We start from the raw sequence: 22,087 nt of genomic DNA on the forward strand, positions 1-22,087 counted from the left end.
GGTACACGGTTCGGACGTACGCATGACGCATTGAGGAGGCACGGTGGCGGGCGAGTCCCCCGACAAGGCGGAGCAGCAGGAGTCTTCGCCCACAACCCGTGCGGTCCTCCTACAGGAACGAGTTGATCTCGATCGTCTCGGTGCGGCCGGGGCCGACGCCGATCGCGGAGATCGGGGCGCCCGACATCTCCTCCAGGGCCTTCACGTACGCCTGCGCGTTCTTCGGCAGGTCGGCGAAGGTCTGGGCCTTGGTGATGTCCTCGGACCAGCCCGGCAGCATCTCGTAGACCGGCTTCGCGTGGTGGAAGTCGGTCTGCGAGTACGGCAGCTCCTCGACGCGCTTGCCGTCGATCTCGTACGCGACACAGACCGGGATCTGCTCCCAGCCCGTCAGCACGTCGAGCTTGGTGAGGAAGAAGTCGGTCAGGCCGTTGACGCGGGTCGCGTAACGGGCGATGACCGCGTCGAACCAGCCGCAGCGACGGTCACGGCCGGTGGTGACACCGCGCTCGCCGCCGATGCGGCGCAGCGCCTCGCCGTCCTCGTCGAACAGCTCCGTCGGGAACGGGCCGGCGCCGACACGGGTCGTGTACGCCTTGAGGATGCCGATGACCCGGCTGATCTTCGTCGGGCCCACGCCGGCGCCGGTGCAGGCGCCGCCCGCGGTCGGGTTCGAGGAGGTGACGAAGGGGTACGTGCCGTGGTCGACGTCCAGGAGCGTGCCCTGGCCGCCCTCGAAGAGCACGACCTTGTCGTCGTCCAGCGCCTGGTTCAGGATCAGGGTGGTGTCGGCGACGAAGGGCTTGATCTGCTCCGCGTACTGGAGCATCTCCTCGACGATCTGCGCGGCGTCGATGGCCCGGCGGTTGTAGAGCTTGGCGAGGAGCTGGTTCTTGCCCTCGAGCGCCGCCTCGACCTTCTGCGTGAGGATCGACTCGTCGTACAGGTCCTGGACCCGGATGCCGACGCGGTTGATCTTGTCGGCGTAGGTCGGACCGATGCCGCGGCCCGTGGTGCCGATCTTGCGCTTCCCGAGGAACCGTTCCGTCACCTTGTCGAGGGTGACGTTGTACGGCGTGATCAGATGCGCGTTGCCGCTGATCAGGAGCTTGGACGTGTCAACGCCGCGCTCGTTCAGTCCGCTCAGCTCGGAGAGCAGGACCGCCGGGTCGACGACGACACCGTTTCCGATCACCGGGGTGCACCCCGGGGAGAGGATTCCGGAAGGGAGAAGATGCAATGCGTACTTCTGGTCGCCGACGACGACGGTGTGGCCGGCGTTGTTGCCGCCCTGGTAACGCACTACATAGTCAACGGATCCACCGAGGAGGTCGGTGGCCTTTCCCTTGCCCTCGTCACCCCACTGAGCACCGAGCAGCACAAGTGCGGGCACAGGCGTACACCCCTTCCGGGCGGGGCATGTCCAAGGTCAGGGGGCCTAATGCCGCCTCACCGGTGTGCCCCGGAATAGACGAAGCCCCTGGCGCAATAGCGCAAGGGGCTCTTGCACAAAGATGCTACCCGAGGAAGGACCGAGGTGTCGGCTCACGACCAGCTGCTGGTGGTCATCGACCCGGTCGCCCGCCGAAGTGACGGCGAGTCCGTACGGATCGCGAAAGATGTGTTGTGTGCGGGAGCAGAAGCGAAGATCTGCCTCCCGGACAGCCCGGAGGAATTCTCCCGGGCCCTTGCCCGGCGGGGCTCCCGCCGCCCCGTGGTGATCGGAGACGACCGTGCGCTGCTACGGACGGTGACGCTGTTGCACCGTGAGCGTGAGCTCGCGGAGGGGGTGCTCTCCCTGGTTCCGATCGGCGCCCCGGGCTCCCTGGAAGTCGCGCACGCGCTCGGCGTGCCGCAGAACGCGGTGACGGCGGCGCGTGCGGTGCTCGACGGGGCCGTACGCCGCCTGGACATGCTGGTCGACGACAGCGACGGGGTCGTGCTCGGCGATCTGAGCATCCCCGCGGTACGGACCGAGGCGGCCGCCTCGCCGACCGTGTGGGGCACCTGCCGTTCCCTGGTCCGCACCCTGGTCCGCCCGGCCCCGTCGCAGCTCGCGGTCCGCACGTACCGCCTCCGGGTGGAGGCGGACGGCGTCCTGCTCAGCGATGTGAACGCCCCGGTGGAGGGCGTGGACGTCCGTTCCCTGGCGGGCGTGGCCGAAATCACCATCCATCCCCCGGCCGCACCCCCGTTCCACACCGACGCCCGCACCCTCACGGTCTCGGGCCCGGACTTCCGCTACCGCGCGGACACGGTCGTGTCGGGGCCGGTCCGGAGACGGACATGGACGGTGCGGGAAGGGGCGTGGGGGCTGACCCTTCCGAGGGACCAGGGGCTCGGGAGCTAGGCGAGTAATTCCGAAGTGCTCGGGTCAGGGGTCGTAGGCGATCAGTGAGCGGGTGGTGGGTGTTCCCGTCTGCCGGTTGTGCCAGATGGCCGCGGTCAGGGTGAGGACGCGTTGGCCGACGCGGGCCAGGACCCCAGCGGGGGTCCTGGCGCCGTGGCGTTCGAGGTCGAACTGCCCTTTTGAGGGTGTCGTTGACCGACTCGATCAGCTGCCGGATCGGCTTGAGCAGGTGTTCGCCCGGCCGGGGCGTGCGGTTGCGGTAGCTGGGCCGCAGAAGGGCCAGGCTGTGCCCGGTCATGAAGGCGTCGAGGTGTTTGGAGACGTAGCCTTTGTCACCGACGATCGTCTGCCCGGGGTGCGTGGCCACCAGGTCCCGGTCGCCCGTGAGCATGTCGGCGAGGACTTCACGTTCGTCGACTTTGGGGTTGGCCAAGGCCCAGGCGATGGGCAGGCCGCCGGGTGTGCAGACCAGGTGCAGCCGCAGCCCCCAGAAGAACCGTGAGTGCGAGGGGCAGTAGCCGTAGCCGGCCCAGCCGGCCAGTTCGGAGCGTTTGACGGTAGGCCGGGAGCGGGCGCATTCCACCGGGGTGGAGACGACGACCCACACGTCGTCGTGCCACAGGTCGGTTTCCCGGGCCAGGGTGCGGATGAACCTGCTGATCAGTGTGTTCGCTGCGCGCAGGGGATTGCCGGTCAGGATCCCGCGCTCGACCGCGTACCGCAGGACGTTGCTCAGCACCATGCGCTTACGGCTCACGGTGCTGCCCGCAGCCAAGTTGCCGTCGAGCTTCCGGGACAGCGCGTCCAGGGCGGCCCGGAGCCGCTCCAAGCGGTCGACCTCGCTCATCTTGACCGTGTTGTCCGCGATCCAGGCCAGAGCCGTGGCGATGTCCTCGGGCGGCTCCTCCACTTCGCGGCGGGCCCGCAGGACGTTGTCCTTGTCCTTGACCGCCCGGAAGGCCCAGCCATAGAGGGCGCGGCGCAGGAGGGGCGCCGCTGGCGCACCCCGCGAGGTGGAGGCGAGGGCGGGCGCGACGGTGGCGAGCGTCTCGGCGATGCTCGCGCGTTGCTTGGCCGCCGCCTTGAGCGACTTCATCAGCATGTAGGCCGTGCAGGTCAACAGACTGCCCGATGCGCCGGAAGCTTACGGGGCCATGATCACTCGCGCCGAAGCAGCTCCGGGCCAAAGTCGCTCCGCCAACCTAGTCTCTGACCAGCCGAATCGGTGACATGGGCAATTCGTTCGGCCGAGCCTCCCTGGCAAGGGCCAAAGACCAGCTTAAGGATTCTGCTACTGGATCACCTACAGCCGCGCACAGTCCGGCAGCCATACGCGGTCAGCTGGAACACGAGACGCGGCCACCCCTGTCAGGAGATGCGCATGCACACCAGCCGGGACGAGTGCACCCATGCCCCCGAGCGACGCAGGAATCAGAGATCGACGCGGGCGCGTCACTGTCGACGGGCATGGCTGGTCGGGGCCCTGGCCGCAATGTGCACCGCACTGCTGCCCGGCGTCACCCCGCACGCCTCGGCAGACGAGCACCCAGACCCGCATTGCTCCCACACCGCCTACGTGGCCAACTCCAGCAACGACAACGTGTCGGTGATCGACTCCATCACCAACACGGTCACCGCCACCATTCCCGTCGGCGACAACCCGATCGGGGTGGCGGTGGACCCGCCCCGGGCCCGCGCCTACGTGACCAACGGCGCCGACAACACCGTGTCGGTCATCGACACCAGCAACAACACAGAGATCCTGCCCCGCATCCCCGTCGGCACCAACCCGGCCGCGGTGACGGTGGACCCGACCCGTGCCCGCGCCTACGTGGTCAACTTCGTCGACCGCACCGTGTCGGTCATCAATACCAGAAACAACCGGGTGATCGGATCCCCTATCCCCGTCGGCGCCAGCCCTAGCGCGGTGGCGGTGGACCCGCCCCGGGCCCGCGCCTACGTGACCAACGCGAGCGACGACAACGTCACGGTGATCAACACCAGAAGCAACCGGGTGGTCGGATCGCCTATCCCCGTCGGCATCGACCCGGAGGGGGTGGCGGTGGACCCGTCCAGTGCCCGCGCCTACGTGACCAACTTGGGCAACAACAACGTGTCGGTGATCGACACCAGCAACAACACAGAGATCCTGCCCCGCATCCCCGTCGGTGGCGAGCCGCTCGGGGTGGCGGTGGACCCGTCCATTGACCGTGCCTACGTGGCCAACTCCGCCGACGACACCGTGTCGGTGATCGACACCAGCAACAACACGGAGATCCTGCCTCGCATCATCGTCGGAGACCTCCCGTTCGGCGTGGCGGTGGACCCGCCCCGCGACCGCGCCTACGTGACCAACTTCCTCTCCAATAACGTGTCGGTGATCGACACCACCAACAACGCAGTCACAAGCGTCACCGTCGGGGCCCAACCGCAGGGGGTCGCTGCCTTCTGATAGCCGCAGCAAAATCCAGGCCGAAAGGATCTTCGCGTAGAACTTCCAGAGCCCCGCGGGACTGTGCCCCGCCTGCCGGGCCACTTCCACCGGATCCACCCCCGCCTGCAGCTCGACCTCGAACGCCACGGCGCCAGGACCCCCGCTGGGGTCCTGGCCCGCGTCGGCCAACGCGTCCTCACCCTGACCGCGGGCATCTGGCACAACCGGCAGACGGGAACACCCACCACCCGCTCACTGATCGCCTACGACCCCTGACCCGAGCACTTCGGAATTACTCGCCTAGGCGGCCGGGGAGCTACGAGGCCAGGCGGCTAGGGAGCGTCCTTCTGGGCCGCCTTGTGCGCGCGCCAGCGGTCCAGGAGGCTCAGCATCTCCTTCTGGAGGAACTCGAAGAACTCCGCCGTCTCCGCCGTCCGCCTGCCCGCGGCCGTGTCTGTGCCGAGGATCTCCGCGCCGTCCCGCAGCACCTTCTCCCAGCGGGTCAGGATCTGGTCGCGGCGGGTGAGCGTCTCGTACCAGACCTCGTTGTGGAGGACGTAGCGGTCGCGGCGTGAGCCGGGGTCGCGTTCACGGCTGACCATGCCGACCTGGTTGAGGTAGCGGACGGCTCCGGAGACGGCGGCCGGGCTGATCTGCAGCCGGTCGGCGAGTTCGGCGGAGGTCATGGACGCCGTTTCGGAGGTGAGCAGCGCCGCGAAGACGCGCGCCGCCATCCGCTGCATGCCGGCCTCGGTCAGTTCGGCGGCGAAGCGCTCCACGAACCGGGACACAGCCTCGTCTTGGCCCTCGCTGGTCGTCATCTCGCTCATCCCCCAACTTTATACGCTTCCTTAACTTCACAAGTTTGTGAAAGTACCGTACGTTCTGAAGCATGACGAAGGCAATCACCATCGCCGGACTGCACAAGTCCTTCGGGCGGACGCACGCGCTGGACGGCCTCGACCTCACCGTCGAGACCGGTGAGGTCCACGGCTTCCTCGGCCCCAACGGCGCCGGGAAGTCCACCACCATCCGGGTCCTCCTCGGGCTGCTGCGGGCCGACTCCGGCGCCGCCCAGCTCCTCGGCCGCGACCCATGGCACGACGCCGTCGAGCTGCACCGCCGGATCGCGTACGTCCCCGGTGACGTGACGCTCTGGCGCAACCTCTCCGGCGGCGAGGTCATCGACCTCTACGGCCGGCTCCGTGGGGGCCTCGACAAGGCACGGCGGGCCGACCTGATCGAGCGGTTCGAGCTCGACCCGACGAAGAAGGGGCGGACGTACTCCAAGGGCAACCGCCAGAAGGTCGCCCTGGTCGCCGCCTTCGCCTCCGACGTCGACCTGCTCATCCTCGACGAGCCCACGAGCGGCCTCGACCCGCTGATGGAGGAGATCTTCCAGAGCTGCGTCGCCGAGGCGCGCGAGCGCGGACGCACGATCCTGCTGTCCTCGCACATCCTCAGCGAGGTCGAGACCCTCTGCGACCGGGTCAGCATCATCCGCAAGGGGCAGACGGTCGAGAGCGGTTCGCTCGCGGACCTGCGCCACCTCACCCGTACCAGCGTCGCCGCCGAACTCGCCGGCCCGCCCAACGGGCTCGCGCACCTCCCGGGCGTCCACGATCTCGCCGTCCAGGGCCACAAGGTCAGGCTCCAGGTCGACACCGACAAGCTCGACGCCGTGCTGCGGTCGCTGACGGAGACCGGCGTACGGAGCCTGACCAGCACCCCGCCCACCCTGGAGGAGCTCTTCCTCCGCCACTACGCCACCGATGAGGCGAACGCGCGATGAGCACCCTGAGTCTCGCGGGCACCCGCCCGCTCACCCGGCTCGCCCTGCGCCGCGACCGGCTGATGATGCCGGTCTGGGCCGTCGTCACCGGCGGCATGGTCGCCAGCGGTGTCGGCTCCCTGGAGGGCCTGTACGGCACCCAGGCGCAGCGCACCGAGCTGGCCGCGTCGATGACCGCCAACAGCTCGATGCGCTCGCTGTACGGGCCGGTGTTCAGCGACTCCCTCGGCGGGCTCGTGGCCTGGCGGTTCGGCACCTTCGCCGCCGTCCTCGCCGCCGTGATGAGCCTGATCATCGTCGTCCGGCACACCAGGGAAGAGGAGGAGACCGGGCGTCAGGAGATGCTCTCCTCCGCGGTGGTGGGCCGCCGGGCCCCGCTGACCGCCGCCCTGCTCACGGCGCTCGTAGCCAACACGGCCGTCGCGCTCGTCATCACGGCCGGCCTCGCCGGCCAGGGCGCGGGCGGGGCACTCGCCCTCGGGCTCGCGGTCGGCGGCACGGGGATGCTCTTCGCCACGACGGCGGCGATCGCCGCGCAGCTGACGGAGAGCGCCCGGCTCGCCAAGGGCCTGACGGCGGCGGTGCTGGGTCTCGCCTTCGTGCTGCGGGCGGCCGGGGACGCCGGGTCCACCGACCGCGGCTCCGTCCTGACCTGGCTCTCGCCGATCGGCTGGGCCGAGAACGTCCGCGCCTTCGGCGGCGAACGGTGGTGGGTGCTGCTTCTGATCGCCGCGGCCGCGCTCGTCCAGGCTGCGGTGGCGTACGAGCTGGCCGGCCGGCGTGACGTGGGCATGAGCTTCCTGCCGACCCGGCCGGGCCCGGCGGTGGGGCGCCTCGGGACGGCCGGCGCGCTCGCCTGGCGGCTGCAGCGGGGCAGTGTGCTCGGCTGGTCGATCGGCTTCCTGCTGGGCGGGATCGTCTTCGGCGGGATGGTCGAGGGTGCGGCCGACATCGTCGGCGACAACGAGCAGGCCCGGGAGATCTTCGAGCGGATGGGCGGCCAGACCGGTCTGACCAACGCCTTCCTCGCGACGATGGTGAACCTGTTCGGGATGATCGCGGCGCTGTACGCGGTGGGTTCGGTGCTGCGCCTGAACGGCGAGGAGACCTCGCAGCGGGCCGAACCGATCCTGGCGAACGCGGTGGGCCGGGTGCGCTGGGCGGCCGGGCACCTGCTGATCGCCTTCGGCGGGGCGGCGCTGATCATGCTGCTGAGCGGCCTCGGTCTGTACGTCTCGTACGGCAAGGACCTCGGCCCCGTCCTGGGCGCGTCGCTGGCCCAACTCCCCGCGATCTGGACGCTGGCAGGGCTCGCGGTCCTGCTGTGGGGCGCGTTTCCCAAGGCGGCGGTGGCCGGGTGGGGGGTGGCGGGACTCTCCCTGGCCCTGGGCTGGATCGGCCCGGCGCTCGACCTGCCGCAGTCCGTACTGAACCTGTCGCCCTTCGGCCACCTGCCGAAGCTGCCGGGGCAGGAGCTGACCTGGGGGCCGGTCCTGGTCCTGACGGCTCTCGCGGCGGCCTTCGTCGCGACCGGCCTGTGGCGCCTGGGCCGCCGGGACATCACGACGGCCTGACGGCCAGGCACGAAGGGGCCCCGGAACCGGGGCCCCTTCGTCATGCGGTCACACCTCCACCAGCAGCTCCTCGAAGCCGCGGATCACGAAGCCCGGCTTGCGGCGCGGCTCCGCCGTCAGGCGCAGCCCCGGCGCCTGCCGCAGCAACTCCCCGAAGACCGCCATGAGTTCGATGCGGGCCAGCGGGGCGCCCAGGCAGTAGTGGATGCCGGCACCGAAGGTGATGTGGGGGTTGTCGGCCCGGGTGAGGTCGAGCACGTCGGCGGTCGGGCCGAAGCGCGCCGGGTCGCGGTTGGCCGAGCCGAAGAGCAGCGCCACCTCCGAGCCGCGCGGGATCACGACGTCACCGACCTCGATGTCGTCGAGGACCCAGCGCTCGAACATCTGCAGCGGGGTGTCGTACCGCAGAAGTTCTTCCACAGCTGTGGACAACTTTTCGGGTTCCGGACGGATGCCCTCGCGCAGCAGCGTCCACCACCCGTTGACCGTGGTGTTCACCGTCGCCTCGTGCCCCGCGTTCAGCAGCAGCACGCACGTGGAGATCATCTCCTGCTCGGTCAGCTCCTCCACGCCCACCAGCCCCGAGATCAGGTCCTCCCCCGGGTCCTTCCGCCGCCGCTCGATCAGCTCGCGCAGATACGCGGAGAAGTCGAGCGACGCCTGGACCGCCCGGCGGGCCGTCTCCTCCGAGGGGTTCAGCTCGAACATTCCGCAGATGTCCGCGGACCAGGGCCGCAGCAGCGCCCGCTCCTCGTCCTCCGCCGGAATGCCCAGCATCTCCGCGATCACGGCGACCGGCAGGGGCTCCGCCACGTCCGCGAGCAGATCCCCGCCACCCCGGGCGACGAGACCCCCCACCAGCTCCCCGGCGAGCCGCTCGACCGTCGGCGTCAGGTTCTCCACCGTGCGCGGCGTGAACGCCTTCGACACCAGCCGCCGGATCCGCGTGTGGTCGGGCGCCTCAAGATCCAGCAGACCGTGGTCGTTCAGGGTGTGGAACGGCTCGTGCGCCGCGGGCGGAGCCGTACGGCCGAACTCCTCGTGGGTGAACCGGTGCGTGTACGTCCGGCCGAGGCGCCGGTCCCGCAGCAGCGCCGACACGTCCTCGTAGTGCGGGATCAACCACTGCCGGGTCGGCGCGTACCAGTGCGCGCGGCCCCGCGCCCGCAGCTCGGTGTAGGCGGGGTACGGGTCCGCGACGAAGGCCGGCGACCAGGGCTCGAAAGGAACGTCCATGCGCGGACGCTACCGGCCCGATCCGTGGCGCGGGAGTCACCCGCCGACCTGCACCAGTCTCGCCTCGTACGCGAACACCGCCGCCTGCGTGCGGTCCCGCAGCCCCAGCTTCACCAGGATCCGGCTGACGTGCGTCTTGATCGTCGACTCGGCCACCACGAGGTGGTCGGCGATCTCCGCGTTCGACAGGCCCTGCGCGATCAGCACGAGCACCTCGGTCTCCCGCTCGGTCAGGTCCCCGACCTGCGCCAGCGCCGGCGGCCTCGGCGATTCGGCCGCCTTGGCGAACTCGGTGATCAGCCGCTTCGTCACGGTCGGCGCCAGCAGCGCCTCGCCGGCCGCCACCACCCGTACGCCCTCGGCCAGCTGCCGCGCCGAGGCGTCCTTCAGGAGAAAGCCCGAGGCCCCGGCGCGCAGCGCCTGGTACACGTACTCGTCGAGATCGAACGTCGTCAGGACCAGCACCTTCGCGTCCGCGTCCGCGGCCACGATCTCGCGGGTGGCCTCGATGCCGTTCAACTCCGGCATCCGGATGTCCATCAGGACGACGTCCGGGCGCAGCGCCGCCACCTGGGCGATCGCCTCGCGGCCGTTGACGGCCTCGCCGACGACCTCGATGTCCGGCATCGCGCCGAGCAGCACCGAGAAGCCCTCGCGGACCATCATCTGGTCGTCGACGATCAGTACCCGGATCACTGGTCCGTCTCCTCGCGCGTCACGGGGATGAAGGCCGTGACCTCGTATCCGCCGTCCTCGGTCGGCTCGGCCGTCATCTCGCCGTTCAGCATCGTCACCCGCTCGCGCATCCCGGTGATGCCGTGGCCCGCGCCCTGCGAGGCGGCCTTCAGCAGGCCGCGCGCCGGGCCGTTGACGATCCGCAGTCCGAGCCCGCCGAGGACATAGCTGACCTCGACCTTCGCCCCGGCGCCCGGCGCGTGCCGCAGTACGTTGCTCAGCGCTTCCTGGATGATCCGGTACGCGGAGAGTTCCACGCCCTGCGGCAGCTCCCGCACCGCGCCGGTCACCGTCTTCTCGACGTCGAGCCCGGCCTCGCGGACGTTGCCGATCAGCCCCTCCAGATCGGCGAGGGTGGGCTGCGGGGCGTCGGGGGCCTCGTAGTCCTCCGCCCGTACGACCCCGAGAACACGGCGCAGCTCGGTCAGCGCCGCGACCGCGTTCTCCCGGATGGTGACGAAGGCCTGCTCCAGCTCCGGCGGCGGGTTCTCGACCCGGTAGGGGGCGGCCTCCGCCTGGATGGCGACCACGGACATGTGGTGGGCGACGACGTCGTGCAGCTCACGGGCGATGGTGGTGCGCTCTTCGAGGAGGGTCCGCTTGGAGCGTTCCACTGCGGTCACCGTCTGCTGGGCGGTGACCTCCTGCTTCGCCTCCCTGCGGACCTGGAGAACGGTCACGAAGAGCAGCACGAGCGCGGAGGGGAAGAGGACGGCGACGGCGTCGGGGCCGCCCCGCCCGAGGAAGCCGGTGGCGAGGAAGGCGTACACGGCGGAGACCACCCACATCCAGGCGGCGGTACGGGGCCGGGTGCGGGCGGCCACCACCGTCATGACCACGACGTGGGCCATGCCCGAGGTCGGGCCCCACGGCCAGCCGTCCCCGTACGAGCCGAGGGCGGCGACGAAGGGGACCATGGCCAGCGACGCCCAGAACGCGAGGACCGGGCGGACCAGGGTCAGCAGCACGACCAGGGTGGGCAGCCCCGCGAACCCGAGGACGAACAGGCCGTTGCCGGACACGATGGTCGTCCCCACCGCGAAGAGGAAGAACGCGATGCCGACCACGATCGCGTGCGGGGTCCAGCGGGCCTTGTTGCGTATCCGCTCCGGCAGGCGCCGGGTCAGCACGCCGTCGACCGCCATCGGCGGCAGGAGGCGGTACTCGAAGGCGTTGTCGAAGAGGTCCTGGCGCACCCCTGCGAGCGCGCCCTGGGCCAGGCGGAACTCGGGGCTGCGGCTCATTTCACGGGTGTCGGTCACATCAGCCACCGTACGGGGGCCGGTGGACGCGGTCGTCACCATGAATATGGATCCTCCCGCGTCCGTCCCAAGTACTACGCGGCCCTAAGCGCCCTGGACCCGTCAGAAGGCGAGCTGGGCGATCTCCTCCGCGACCACCGCGCAGGCGTCCGCCGCCGGGTCGATCAGCGGGAAGTGTCCGACGTCCTGGAGGAGCGTGAACCCGACCGTCTCCCCCGCCTTCGCCGCCGCCTCCACATAGGCGTCGGCCACCGCCTGCGGGACGACGATGTCGTCCCGGCCCTGGACGACCGTGGTGGCGATCCCGGTCGGCAGCAGCAGCGCCGGGTCGGCGTGACGAGCCCGTACGTCGAACTCACCTTCCCCGCCGAGGAGTTGGGTCACCGCACCGCCGCACACCCCGAGCTCCACCGCCCGGTCGAAGTGCGCGATGGGGGCCAGCGCGACCACCCCGCGCAGCGCGGGCGGGGCGGGCAGCCGCCAGGGAGCGTCGGGAGGCAGTACGTGCCGGGCGGCGGCCCACAGAGCGAGGTGGCCGCCCGCCGAGTGGCCCGTGAGCACGATCCGGCGCGGATCGGCCTGCGGCAGATGCTCCGCCGCCAGGCGCGGTACGGCGTCCAGCGCGGCGGCCACGTCGTCGAAGGTCTCGGGCCAGCGCCCGGCGACGGGCGCGGTCCCGCCCTGCCGGGGGATGGCACTGCCACGCCGGTATTCGACGTTGGCGACGGCGAAACCCCGGCGGGCCAGAAAGTCCACGAAAGGAGTCAGGTGCTGCCGGTCGTACGGCGCCCGCCAGGCACCGCCGTGCAGCGCGACCACGAGCGGGGCCCGCTGCCGGCCGTCCCGCGGCGCGTAGAAGTCGACGACCTGGTCGGGGTGTGCGCCGTACGCGGCGGACACGTCCGGGGCGACGGCCGGGTGCGAGAAAGCCGATGCTTCTTCGGCGGCGTCGCGCGCGGCGGGGTCCGGCATTCTGTTCCAACCTCTCGGGGACGGGGCCGAATTGGCCTGACCTGCGGGGACGGTACCAGGACTGACGCCCCCACAGATCAAGCGATCATCGGACCTGCGCCTACGAGCCCAGCACCTCGGCCAGGACCCGCGCCGCCCGCTCCGCGTCGGCGAAACCGACGTACAGCGGGGTGAAGCCGAAGCGCAGCACGTCCGGCCTGCGCAGATCACCCACGACACCGCGCGCGATCAGCTCGGCCATCACCGCGGGCGCCTCGGCGCAGCGCAGCGCCACCTGGCTGCCGCGCTCGCCGTGCGCCTCGGGCGTCAGCGACTCCACCCGGCCCTCGGGAACGTACTCCCGCACGCACTCCAGGAAGAAGTCCGTCAGGGCCAGGGACTTGGCCCGCACGTCCTCGATGTCGACGCCGTCCCAGACGTCCAGTGCCGCTTCGAGCGCCAGCATGGACAGGATGTCGGGGGTGCCGACACGGCCGCGGAGCGCGCCCGCCGCCGCCTCGTAACCGGGGGTCATCCCGAACGGGTCGACGTGCGAGTTCCAGCCGGGCAGCGGCGAGTCGAAGGCGGCCTGGTGGCGCCCGGCGACGTACAGGTACGCGGGCGAACCGGGGCCGCCGTTCAGGTACTTGTAGGTGCAGCCGACGGCCAGGTCGACCCCCTGCTCGTCCAGGCCCACGGGCAGGGCGCCCGCGCTGTGGCACAGGTCCCAGACGGCGAGGGCACCCGCCGCATGCAGGGCGGCCGTGATCCCGGGCAGGTCGTGCAGCCGGCCGGTGCGGTAGTCGACATGGTTGACCAGCGCGGCGGCCGTACGCGGTCCGGCGGCGGCCGCCATGTCGGCGGGCGCGACCGGCACGATCCGGCGGCCGGTCATCCGGGCCGCCGACTCCGCGATGTACCCGTCCGTGGGAAAGGTCGTCGCGTCGACGAGGATCTCGTCCCGGTCGTCCGAGCTCAGCCGGGCCGCGGCGACGACCGCCTTGAAGACGTTCACGCTGGTCGAGTCGCCGACCACGATCTGTCCGGGAGCGGCGCCGACGAGCGGGGCGATCCGGTCGCCGATCCGCTCGGGCGCGGTCCACCAGCCGCTCTCGTCCCAGGAGCGGATGCGCAGCTGCCCCCACTCGCGCGATATGACGTCGGCCATCCGGGCGGGTACGTGCGCGGGCAGGGCGCCGAGCGAGTTGCCGTCGAGGTAGACGGTCTCGTCGTCGAGGGCGAACTTCTCGCGCAGCTTGGCCAGCAGGTCCTCGGTATCGAGCCGCAGCGCGTTCTCGCGCAGGACGTCAGACATGGCTGCGCGCCGTCCACAGCTCGGGGAACACGTTCTTCTGCGCCCGCTTCTCCAGCCAGGCCACGCCCGCCGAGCCGCCGGTGCCCGTCTTGGAGCCCATGGCCCGCCGGGTGGCGACGAGGTGGTCGTTGCGCCAGCGCCAGATCAGCTCGGCGACATCGCTCAGCGCCTCGCCCAGGCGGACGAGCTCGGCGTTCTGGTCGGCGTCGGCGTAGATCCCGGCCCAGATCTCCTCGATCTCGGGCGACGGCTCGTACTTCTTGGCCAGGTCGCGGCCGAGCACGGCCGTCGGCACGGGCAGTCCGCGCCGGGCGAGGAGCCTGAGCACCTCGTCGTACAGGCTCGGCTCCTGCAGCGCCTTCTCCAGCTCGGCGTGGACGCGGGGCGCGCCGCGGTGCGGCACCAGCATCGACGCGGACTTCTCGCCGAGCAGGAACTCCATCCGCCGGTACATCGCCGACTGGAAGCCGGAGCCCTCGCCGAGGGCGGCGCGGTAGGAGTTGAACTGCGCCGGGGTGAGCTGGGCGAGCGGGCGCCAGGAGTGGTTCAGCGCCTCCAGCTCGCGCACGGAGCGCTTGAGCGCGTCCATCGCCACCGGGACGCGGTCCTCGCGCAGCGCGCGGCTCGCGGTCTCCCACTCGTGGACGATGACGGTGAACCACAGCTCCATGACCTGGGTGGTGACCAGGAAGACCATCTCGCCCGGATCGTCGGAGCGGAGGTGCTGGAGGTGGGTGAGAACGTCCGCCTGGACATAGTCCTCGTACGGCGTCGTGCCCGCGAAGTCGAGGTTCGGGTCATCGACCGAACCGGCTCCGGAGGCATCGGGGAAGGTGGACATCGCTGTCTCCTCGATACGCAACTACCGGGTAGCGGTCCGCTCCTTCCGTTAGGCAAGTGGAGCCCCGGTCCCCTCGGGTCCGCGTGCTTCGTCGCGCGCGGCCCCATGCGCATCATGGCACGATCGGACCCTCGATGTAGCTACCGTCTTCGTCATACGGATATGCGTTCGATCGACAGCCCTTGAGCCCCTTGATCTGCTGCATCATGACCGGCGCGAGCTTGCCGGGCCCGGGGCAGGTCATGTGCATCCGGATGCCGAGCTCGTGTCCGACCTCGTGGTTGATGATCAGATGCCGGTACTCGGCGGGCGTCCCGGCGAAGGTCGGGGAGCCGAGCAGCCAGCGCTTGAGGTTCACCACGACGCCCTGGGAGGTCTCGCAGTTCAGCTCGCCGCGGGTGTTGAGGCCCTGCGCGAGACAGAGCTTGTCGGCGGTCGTCGGAGTGGCGATCCGGATGACGAAGTCGGCGTTCTCGGAGACCAGCTGGAACCGGCCACGGCCGTGGGCGGCCCAGCCGCGCGGGTGGGACAGGATCTGCTGGATCTCGGCGGCGGCCTCGCGGGCGGAGAGGTCGATGCCGTCCTCGACCTGGACCCGGTAGCGGCGCAGGGTGCCACCGGTGCCGTAGGCGTCGCCGGAGGACTGGGCCGTGGTGAAGGTACCGGCGCCGGAGGCCGGCACGGTCGTCTTCCTGGGCGTGACCGTCGGCTTGGGCTTGGAGGTGGTCTGCTTGGGCTTCGGCGTGGGCGTCGTGGCCGGCGGAGGGGGCGGCACGGTCGTCCGCTCGACGGTGGGGGCGGCGGTGCGGGCGGAATCGGGGTGCTCGCCGCTGTTGTAGTGGGCGAGGGCGGCGCCGCAGCCGAGGGAGAGCACGATCAGCGCGAGCGTCGGCAGGAAGAGGCGTCTTATGGGACTTTTGGGGCGGCGTTTGGAACGCCCCCGGCCCCGCCGGCGGCTCTGTGTGCGCCCCCGGCCTGCGGGTGCGGCGGCACGCTTGCCCAAGACAGACTTCTCCCCTGCGACAGCCGGAGTGGGGGAAGAGGGTGGGGCCTCTGCGCCGGCGGCTCGGTACAACGGTCCGAAGGATCGTAACCGCCCCCTCGAACGCCTTCGAACGGCCTCGGGACTATGACCGGTTTTCCCCCTGCCCGTGCGGACAGGGGGAACCGTGTGTCGACCGAGGAGGACCCGCGGGTCAGCCGAGGGTCTCGGCGGCCGTCTCCGAGGAGTCGCGCAGGAACGTCGAGCAGCGCTCGTACTCGTCCTTCTCACCGATCTCGCCGGCGGCCCGCGCCAGCGCGTGCAGCGCCCGCAGGAAGCCGCGGTTGGGCTCGTGCTCCCACGGCACCGGGCCGTGTCCCTTCCAGCCACTGCGGCGCAGGGCGTCCAGGCCGCGGTGGTAGCCGGTACGGGCGTACGCGTACGACTCGATGACGCGACCGGCCTCGTACGCCTCGTCGGCGAGCTGGGCCCAGGCCAGCGAAGAGGTCGGGTACTTCGCGGCGACGTCCGCCGGTGCCGCGCCGTTCGCGAGCAGCTCACGCGGCTCGGGATCGTCGGGCAGATGGGTGGGGGGCGGTCCCCCCAGCAGGTTCTCGTGGATGGCCATGGGGCCAGTCTGCCTCAGAGCCCCTCGCCCCGGGACGATCGGTCTCCCGGGTCGAGGGGAGGGGCCGTCACGCCGCAGTGAACCTTGCACTCGGGATGGCAGTCGGCCTCGCCGGCCGGCACCCGTACCGTCGCCCAGGCCAGGACCGCACCCGCCACCATCAGCCCCGCGCACATCGGCATCGCCTTCAGGAACGTCTCCCCGAACTCCTCCGCCGAGCGGTACGCCTCGGGACCCATGCCCGCCAGCGCGGGCAGCGCCGCGACCGCGAGCAGCCCCGCCGCGCGGGCCGCCGCGTTGTTGATCCCGCTCGCCAGGCCGGATCGGGCCACGTCCACCGAGGCCAGGACGGTGGCCGTCAGCGGGGCCACCAGGATCGTCAGGCCGAGACCGAGCACCACCATCGCCGGCAGCACATCCCACACGTACGAGGCGTCCTCGCCCACCCGCAGCATCAGGACCATCCCGCCGGCGCACAGCAGCGGCCCCACGGTCAGCGGGATCCGCGGCCCGATCTTCTCGCCGAGCTCCCCCGCCTTCGGCGAGAACAGCAGCATCAGCACGGTGGTCGGCAGCAACGCCGTCCCCGCCGCGAGCGCCGAGTAGCCGGACACCACCTGGAGCTGGAGCGCGGCCAGGAAGAAGAATCCGCTGAGCGCCGCGTACACGCACAGCGTCACCAGATTGACCGCGGTGAACAGCCGGGAGGCGAAGACCGACGGCGGCACCATCGCGGTCTCGCCCCGCCTCCGCTCCACGAGGACGAACGCCGCCCCGACCGCGAACCCGAGCGCCCCCGGCCACCACGCCTCGGCGATCAGCGCGTAGGTGACGAGGCCGAGCCCCGCCGCCCCGAGGAAGGCACCGAGAACGTCGAAACGGCCGTGGGCGGCCTCGTCCCGCGACTCGGGCACATGGCGCAGCGCCACGGGCACGCACAGCGCGGCCAGCGGCACGTTCAGCAGGAACACCCACCGCCAGCCGGGCCCGTCCACCAGCCATCCGCCGACGAACGGCCCGATCGCCGCCCCGACCCCGCCGAACCCCGACCACAGCCCGACGGCCTTGGCCCGGTCGTCCTGGTGGAAGCTCGCCTGGATCAGGGCGAGCGAGCCGGGGGTGAGCAGCGCGCCGCCGATGCCCTGGAGGGCGCGGGCGGCGATCAGCACGCCCGCGTTCGGGGCGATCCCGCACAGCAGCGACGCGAGCCCGAACCACACGACCCCGACGACGAAGACCTTCCGCCGCCCGTACCGGTCGCCGAGCGCCCCGCCGAGCAGGATCAGACCTGCGAGCGTGAGCATGTAGGCGTTGACCGTCCACTGGAGGTCGGCCATGTCCGCCCCCAGGTCCTCGCCGATGTGCGGCAGGGCGACGTTGACGACGGTGGAGTCCAGCAGCGCCATCCCGGACCCGAGGACGGTGGTGAACACGATCCACCGCCCCGTGCCGGAGCTCAGCCGGATGTCCATGCCTGCATGGTCCCGCGAACCACGGAGCCCCGCCCGCCGGAACGGCGGACGGGGCTCGGCAGGTCGGTTACCGAACGCCTCAGCGAGTGAAGTTGAAGTACTGCCACGAGCCGTAAGCCGTGGAGTTCACGTTGTCGGTGAAGCCGTCGACATACACGGCGCGGACCCGGAACCGGTAGCCGGCCGCTCCGTCACCGTCCAGCGTCACGTACGCCATGCCATTGGCGTTCAGCTGGAAGTACTCCGAGCCGGCGTTGCGCCAGGCGCCGGAGTACCAGACCTGGAGATCGAGCCGGGTGTGGCGGCCCGGGTAGGAGTTGTGCCACGCGGAGATCAGCGGGTCCGTCGTCTGGTGGTAGGTCCGGTACGCGGTGGTGCCGATCTTCGTCCACTTGTAGTGCCGGGACATCGTGTTCGCCACGCCCGCCCGCGTGTACACGGTGGACCAGGCGATGGCCGACGCGGAGCGGGCGTCACCCGCGAACCACGCGCCCACACGGGTGTCACGGGTCATCTTCAGCTGGACCGCCAGCTTGCCCTCCGAGTTGACCGTGCCGGTCCGGAGCAGCCGCTTCGGCTCCGGGCCGTACGGGTCGGCCCAGATCTCCACCACGCGGTTCTTGTACGTCGGGCCGAGCGTGGCCGTGTACCAGACGGGGGTGTTGAAGTTGACGGTGAGCCCGTTGCGGTCCAGCGTCAGTGCGGTCTTGTTCCGCTGGACCTCGACCTGGGCCTTCGCGGCGGCGTAGCTGTGCGTGGCGTCACCGGCGTACTCGACCTTGTAGGCCACGCCACCGCCCGCGGTCGGCGTGTCCGTGAACGAGAAGGCCCCGTTCGCTCCGAGCGTCTTGGTCCCGAGCCCCTTGCCCTGCGGGGACTCGACGTCGTACCGCGTGACGGTGAGCGGCGTACCGGCCGGGAGGGGCAGCGTCGACGTGACCGTGCCACTGACGGTGAGCGGCTTGAGCACGGGTGCGGTGGCCGGGACCTTGACGGTCACCGTGCTGAGGTGGGCCTTGGGCGTGTTGTAGATGTTGAGCTGGAAGTCGGAGCTGCCCGGGCGCTGGACCGGGGCGAACAGCCGGGTGCCGTCGGGCGACCAGGCCAGCTCCTCCTCCTCCAGCCACCCGGACGTGTCGCGCACGCTCGCGGGTGCCGCCGCTCCACCGGGGAAGACGAAGATGTCACCCACGTCGTCGCGGTCGGACGACGCGCCGGCCACGGTGCCGTCCGGGGCGATGTCCACACCCTTGGCACCCCAGGACACGGGGTAGCTCGCCACCTCGGAGAGGTCGGCGAGGCTCAGCTCGGTCAGCGAGGTGACACGGTCCGCCACCACGATGTTCTTGCCGTCCGGGGTGAAGTCCACGTCGGCGACGAAGCCCTCGCGCTTGACCGAGGTGCGGACGGTCGGCGTACCCGACGTGACGTCGTACGCGACGATCGGGCCCGAGCTGATGTTGCTGTCGATCGCGACAAGGGTGCCGGGCGCCGCCGGGTCGGTGAAAAGCTTGGGCGTCGAGGACCAGTCGGCGCCGGCCGAGAGGGCCAGGGTGACGGTCGGCGTCTCCGTGGTCAGGTCCACGGAGCCGAGCTCGGAGTCCCAGTTCTCGGCGTAGCCGAACCAGAGCTTGCCTTCGTTCGCCTCGACGGTCGAGGGCTTGGTGCCGGTGCCCGTCGGGTACTCGGCGGACACGGTCAGCTGCTCCGTGTCGATGGCCACGATCTTGTCCGCCCCGGAGACAGCCGCGTACAGCTTGCCGGAATCGGCGGAAAGGTCGAGGTCGCGGACGTAGTTCAGTCCGGTGACCGACGTCAGGAACACACCGTCGAAGTCGGTGACGACGATGCGGTTGTTGTACGTGTCTGCGAAGTAGAGACGCTGGTGCACACCGTCGACGACCATGTCGCCGACGCTGGTGACGGGAAGCGACGCGACCTTGTCCGTCACGGCAGCCGCCGAACCCGCCGTCCCCGCGACGAGCGCCGCGGAGCTGAAGAGGACCGCGAGCGCCGTCGCGGCCGAAAGAGTGCGCTTACGCACGATGAAGTGACCCCCCAATGGTCTCCCGCCGCGTTGCTTCAGCGGCCGGTGAGCGCAGATTAGATCATCGCTCCGACACCGCGCTCCCCGGTATCCGCTCCACGCCCCCTCACCGCGTCCGCAGCCGCCCCGCCGCCCGCACCAGCGCCTCCACGCCCCGTTCGGCCTTCTTCCGCGGGCAGCCGACGTTCAGCCGCAGGAAGCCCGGCGCCCCGTACACCCCGCCCGGCATGATCGCGACCTTCTCGGTCTCCACCAGTTCCCGCTGGAGCGCGCTCTCCTCGATACCGAGCGGGCGCAGGTCGATCCAGGCCAGATAACCCGCCTGCGGGGGCCTCCAGGTCACCCCCGCCAGCCCCTCCGCGAGCCGCTGCTCCACCAGCCGCATGGTGCCCGCCACATACGCCCGCAGCGCGTCCAGCCAGGGTCCGCCCTGCCGGTACGCGGCGGTGTGGGCGGTCAGCGAGAGCACGGCCGGAGAGGCGAGCCCCTCGCCGGTCTCCATGCGGCGGACGAACGCCTCGCGCTCGTCGGGGTCACCGATGATCCCGTACGAGCCGGTCAGCGCCGGGAAGTTGAAGGACTTGGTGCCCGAGGTGATCAGCGCCCAGCGCCGGCCGCGCCCCGGCTCGACGAAGCGGCTGAAGGGCAGATGGCGGTGGCCGTCCGCCACCAGGTCCGCGTGGATCTCGTCGCTCACGACCGCGACGCCGTGCCGCTCGGCGAGGCGCGCGAACTCCGCCAGCTCGTCCTCCCGCCAGACCCGGCCGGTCGGATTGTGCGGCGAGCAGAGCAGCAGCATCCGGCTGTCCGGCCGCGCCAGCTCCGCCTCCAGTGCCTCCGCGTCCCCGACCGGTACGCCGCGCAGCTCACGTCCGAGGCCGGTGACGGCCTTGCGGAAGCCGTCGTACGTCGGCGTGTGCACGACCACCCCGTCGCCCGGCTCGGTCCACATCTGGAGCAGCTGCGAGAGCTGGCTCAGCACGGAGGGGGCGTAGACGAGCGTCTCCAGGTCGAGGGCGGTGTCGTAGCGGGTCGCGTACCAGTGGCGAACCGCCTCCCGGAACTCGCCGAGCCGCCAGTCCGTGTAGCCGAAGACCCCGTGCTCGACCCGCTCACGCAGGGCGCCGAGCACCTCCGGTGGGGAGGCGAAGTCCATGTCGGAGATGGTGAAGGGGAGCAGCTCCCCGACGCCGAAGCGGTCCGCGATCCCGTCCCACTGGACGGACCAGGTGCCCTGCCGGTCTATCTCACGGTCGAAGTCGTACGTCGTCACTCAGGCCTCCCGGGACGCGACGGGCCCGGCACCCCATCGGTGCCGGGCCCGTCGTCCGCACAATCGTGCTTGCTTCGGCTTCGTGCTTACTTCAGCTTCGTGCCGGTCGAGCGCAGCGCGGCACACGCCAGGGCCACGCGCTCGGCCATGCCGGCCTCGGCCAGCTTGCCCCAGGTGCGCGGGTCGTAGGTGGACTTCTTGCCGACCTCGCCGTCGACCTTCAGGACACCGTCGTAGTTCTTGAACATGTGGTCCGCCACCGGACGCGTGAAGGCGTACTGGGTGTCGGTGTCGAGGTTCATCTTCACGACGCCGTTCTCCAGCGCGGTGGCGATCTCCTCGGCGGTGGAGCCGGAGCCGCCGTGGAAGACGAAGTCGAACGGGGAGGCCTTGCCGAACTTCTCGGCGACGCCCGCCTGGAGGTCCTTGAGCAGCTCGGGGCGGAGCACGACGTTGCCCGGCTTGTAGACGCCGTGCACGTTGCCGAAGGAGGCGGCCAGCAGGTAGCGGCCCTTCTCACCCAGGCCCAGGGCCTCGGCGGTACGGATCGCGTCCTCGACGGTGGTGTACAGCTCGTCGTTGATCTCGTGGGTGACGCCGTCCTCCTCGCCACCGGTCGGGGTGATCTCGACCTCGAGGATGATCTTCGCGGCGACGGCCTTGGCGAGCAGTTCCTGGCCGATGGCCAGGTTGTCGGCGAGGGTCTCGGCCGAGCCGTCCCACATGTGGGACTGGAACAGCGGGTTCTGACCGGCCTTGACGCGCTCGGCGGAGATGTCGAGCAGCGGGCGGACGTAGCCCTCCAGCTTGTCCTTCGGGCAGTGGTCGGTGTGCAGGGCGACCGTGATGTCGTACTTGGCGGCGACGATGTGCGCGAACTCGGCCAGGGCGACCGCGCCCGTGACCATGTCCTTGTTGTGCTGGCCGCCCAGGAATTCGGCGCCACCGGTCGAAATCTGGATGATGCCGTCGCTCTCGGCCTCCGCGAAGCCGCGCAGCGCAGCGTGCAGGGTCTGGGACGAGGTCACGTTGATGGCCGGGTAGGCGAACTTGCCTGCCTTCGCCCGGTCGAGCATCTCGTTGTAGACCTCGGGGGTTGCGATGGGCATTCGTCCGCTCCTTGTGATGTGCGGTGGGGTGCGTTGCTTGTCCCTGACCTGGGGCGACGTCATCGTCGGGGCCCATCTTTCCAGAC

The 22,087-nt window shown here is 70.7% G+C and carries 18 protein-coding genes and 2 pseudogenes; 5 read left to right on the forward strand and 15 right to left on the reverse strand.

Annotated elements, in window-relative coordinates; all coding sequences use genetic code 11:
* Nucleotides 1-109 precede the first annotated feature (109 nt).
* Nucleotides 110-1,393: an adenylosuccinate synthase gene (locus tag ABZ939_RS35980; RefSeq protein ID WP_361864669.1), complete on the reverse strand. Its 1,284-nt coding sequence runs from the start codon at nt 1,391-1,393 to the stop codon at nt 110-112.
* A gap of 144 nt (nt 1,394-1,537) precedes the next feature.
* On the opposite strand from ABZ939_RS35980, the gene ABZ939_RS35985 reads away from it, so the two are divergent.
* Nucleotides 1,538-2,350: a diacylglycerol kinase gene (locus tag ABZ939_RS35985; RefSeq protein ID WP_361864671.1), complete on the forward strand. Its 813-nt coding sequence runs from the start codon at nt 1,538-1,540 to the stop codon at nt 2,348-2,350.
* Between the two features lie 24 nt (nt 2,351-2,374).
* Here ABZ939_RS35985 and ABZ939_RS35990 read toward each other — a convergent pair.
* Nucleotides 2,375-3,032 (reverse strand): annotated as a pseudogene (locus tag ABZ939_RS35990) (IS982 family transposase); the annotation flags it as partial.
* Nucleotides 3,033-3,926: 894 nt separating this feature from the next.
* On the opposite strand from ABZ939_RS35990, the gene ABZ939_RS35995 reads away from it, so the two are divergent.
* Nucleotides 3,927-4,802 carry a YncE family protein gene (locus ABZ939_RS35995; protein ID WP_361864673.1) on the forward strand — a complete coding sequence of 292 codons (876 nt, stop codon included), beginning with the start codon at nt 3,927-3,929 and terminating at the stop codon, nt 4,800-4,802.
* Between the two features lie 108 nt (nt 4,803-4,910).
* Nucleotides 4,911-5,060 (forward strand): annotated as a pseudogene (locus tag ABZ939_RS36000) (IS982 family transposase); the annotation flags it as partial.
* A 56-nt stretch (nt 5,061-5,116) separates the two neighbouring features.
* Here the strand turns inward: ABZ939_RS36000 and ABZ939_RS36005 are convergent.
* Complete coding sequence (locus ABZ939_RS36005) at nt 5,117-5,614, reverse strand: MarR family transcriptional regulator (protein ID WP_361864675.1); 498 nt, start codon at nt 5,612-5,614, stop codon at nt 5,117-5,119.
* Between the two features lie 62 nt (nt 5,615-5,676).
* On the opposite strand from ABZ939_RS36005, the gene ABZ939_RS36010 reads away from it, so the two are divergent.
* Nucleotides 5,677-6,576 carry an ABC transporter ATP-binding protein gene (locus ABZ939_RS36010; protein WP_361864677.1) on the forward strand — a complete coding sequence of 300 codons (900 nt, stop codon included), beginning with the start codon at nt 5,677-5,679 and terminating at the stop codon, nt 6,574-6,576.
* A complete protein-coding gene (locus ABZ939_RS36015) occupies nt 6,573-8,150 on the forward strand; it encodes an ABC transporter permease (protein ID WP_361864679.1) in 1,578 nt (525 codons plus the stop codon). Before ABZ939_RS36010 ends, ABZ939_RS36015 begins: the two co-directional genes overlap by 4 nt.
* A 48-nt stretch (nt 8,151-8,198) precedes the next feature.
* On the opposite strand, the gene ABZ939_RS36020 is transcribed toward ABZ939_RS36015, so the two are convergent.
* From ABZ939_RS36020 to fbaA, 12 genes are all read right to left on the reverse strand, one after another.
* Nucleotides 8,199-9,386: a cytochrome P450 gene (locus tag ABZ939_RS36020; protein ID WP_361864680.1), complete on the reverse strand. Its 1,188-nt coding sequence runs from the start codon at nt 9,384-9,386 to the stop codon at nt 8,199-8,201.
* A 36-nt stretch (nt 9,387-9,422) separates the two neighbouring features.
* Entirely contained in the window at nt 9,423-10,082 is a 660-nt protein-coding gene (locus ABZ939_RS36025; protein ID WP_361864682.1) for a response regulator transcription factor, read from the reverse strand.
* Nucleotides 10,079-11,365: a histidine kinase gene (locus ABZ939_RS36030; RefSeq protein WP_361864733.1), complete on the reverse strand. Its 1,287-nt coding sequence runs from the start codon at nt 11,363-11,365 to the stop codon at nt 10,079-10,081. Before ABZ939_RS36030 ends, ABZ939_RS36025 begins: the two co-directional genes overlap by 4 nt.
* A 120-nt stretch (nt 11,366-11,485) precedes the next feature.
* Nucleotides 11,486-12,355 (reverse strand): alpha/beta hydrolase, encoded by an 870-nt coding sequence (locus ABZ939_RS36035; RefSeq protein ID WP_361864684.1) that lies wholly within the window; start codon nt 12,353-12,355, stop codon nt 11,486-11,488.
* A gap of 100 nt (nt 12,356-12,455) precedes the next feature.
* Nucleotides 12,456-13,649 carry a kynureninase gene (kynU, locus tag ABZ939_RS36040; protein ID WP_361864686.1) on the reverse strand — a complete coding sequence of 398 codons (1,194 nt, stop codon included), beginning with the start codon at nt 13,647-13,649 and terminating at the stop codon, nt 12,456-12,458.
* Nucleotides 13,642-14,490, reverse strand: coding sequence for a tryptophan 2,3-dioxygenase family protein (locus tag ABZ939_RS36045; RefSeq protein ID WP_361864688.1), 849 nt, complete (start codon nt 14,488-14,490; stop codon nt 13,642-13,644). The genes kynU and ABZ939_RS36045 overlap by 8 nt, the downstream gene beginning before the upstream one ends.
* A gap of 112 nt (nt 14,491-14,602) precedes the next feature.
* Nucleotides 14,603-15,364, reverse strand: a complete 762-nt coding sequence (locus ABZ939_RS36050; protein WP_361864690.1) for a DUF3152 domain-containing protein — start codon at nt 15,362-15,364, stop codon at nt 14,603-14,605.
* 322 nt (nt 15,365-15,686) lie between these two features.
* Nucleotides 15,687-16,100 (reverse strand): DUF3151 domain-containing protein, encoded by a 414-nt coding sequence (locus tag ABZ939_RS36055; protein ID WP_361864692.1) that lies wholly within the window; start codon nt 16,098-16,100, stop codon nt 15,687-15,689.
* A 14-nt stretch (nt 16,101-16,114) separates the two neighbouring features.
* Complete coding sequence (locus ABZ939_RS36060) at nt 16,115-17,572, reverse strand: MFS transporter (protein WP_361864694.1); 1,458 nt, start codon at nt 17,570-17,572, stop codon at nt 16,115-16,117.
* 79 nt (nt 17,573-17,651) lie between these two features.
* Nucleotides 17,652-19,616, reverse strand: coding sequence for an Ig-like domain repeat protein (locus ABZ939_RS36065; RefSeq protein ID WP_361864696.1), 1,965 nt, complete (start codon nt 19,614-19,616; stop codon nt 17,652-17,654).
* A 109-nt stretch (nt 19,617-19,725) separates the two neighbouring features.
* Entirely contained in the window at nt 19,726-20,892 is a 1,167-nt protein-coding gene (locus ABZ939_RS36070; protein ID WP_361864698.1) for a MalY/PatB family protein, read from the reverse strand.
* Between the two features lie 86 nt (nt 20,893-20,978).
* Nucleotides 20,979-22,001: a class II fructose-bisphosphate aldolase gene (fbaA, locus tag ABZ939_RS36075; protein WP_361864699.1), complete on the reverse strand. Its 1,023-nt coding sequence runs from the start codon at nt 21,999-22,001 to the stop codon at nt 20,979-20,981.
* Between the last annotated feature and the right edge of the window lie 86 nt (nt 22,002-22,087).

The organism is Streptomyces sp. NPDC046712, assembly GCF_040645695.1.
Classification (GTDB): Bacteria; Actinomycetota; Actinomycetes; order Streptomycetales; family Streptomycetaceae; genus Streptomyces.

What these genes read in the sequence shown, in the direction of transcription:
- ABZ939_RS36055 (WP_361864692.1), bottom strand. Translation starts at nt 16,100, where the DNA reads ATGGCCATCCACGAGAACCTGCTGGGGGGACCGCCCCCCACCCATCTG.
- ABZ939_RS36015 (WP_361864679.1), top strand. Translation starts at nt 6,573, where the DNA reads ATGAGCACCCTGAGTCTCGCGGGCACCCGCCCGCTCACCCGGCTCGCC.
- ABZ939_RS36005 (WP_361864675.1), bottom strand. Translation starts at nt 5,614, where the DNA reads ATGAGCGAGATGACGACCAGCGAGGGCCAAGACGAGGCTGTGTCCCGG.
- ABZ939_RS36045 (WP_361864688.1), bottom strand. Translation starts at nt 14,490, where the DNA reads ATGTCCACCTTCCCCGATGCCTCCGGAGCCGGTTCGGTCGATGACCCG.
- ABZ939_RS36030 (WP_361864733.1), bottom strand. Translation starts at nt 11,365, where the DNA reads ATGAGCCGCAGCCCCGAGTTCCGCCTGGCCCAGGGCGCGCTCGCAGGG.
- ABZ939_RS36060 (WP_361864694.1), bottom strand. Translation starts at nt 17,572, where the DNA reads ATGGACATCCGGCTGAGCTCCGGCACGGGGCGGTGGATCGTGTTCACC.
- kynU (WP_361864686.1), bottom strand. Translation starts at nt 13,649, where the DNA reads ATGTCTGACGTCCTGCGCGAGAACGCGCTGCGGCTCGATACCGAGGAC.
- ABZ939_RS36010 (WP_361864677.1), top strand. Translation starts at nt 5,677, where the DNA reads ATGACGAAGGCAATCACCATCGCCGGACTGCACAAGTCCTTCGGGCGG.
- fbaA (WP_361864699.1), bottom strand. Translation starts at nt 22,001, where the DNA reads ATGCCCATCGCAACCCCCGAGGTCTACAACGAGATGCTCGACCGGGCG.
- ABZ939_RS36020 (WP_361864680.1), bottom strand. Translation starts at nt 9,386, where the DNA reads ATGGACGTTCCTTTCGAGCCCTGGTCGCCGGCCTTCGTCGCGGACCCG.
- ABZ939_RS36035 (WP_361864684.1), bottom strand. Translation starts at nt 12,355, where the DNA reads ATGCCGGACCCCGCCGCGCGCGACGCCGCCGAAGAAGCATCGGCTTTC.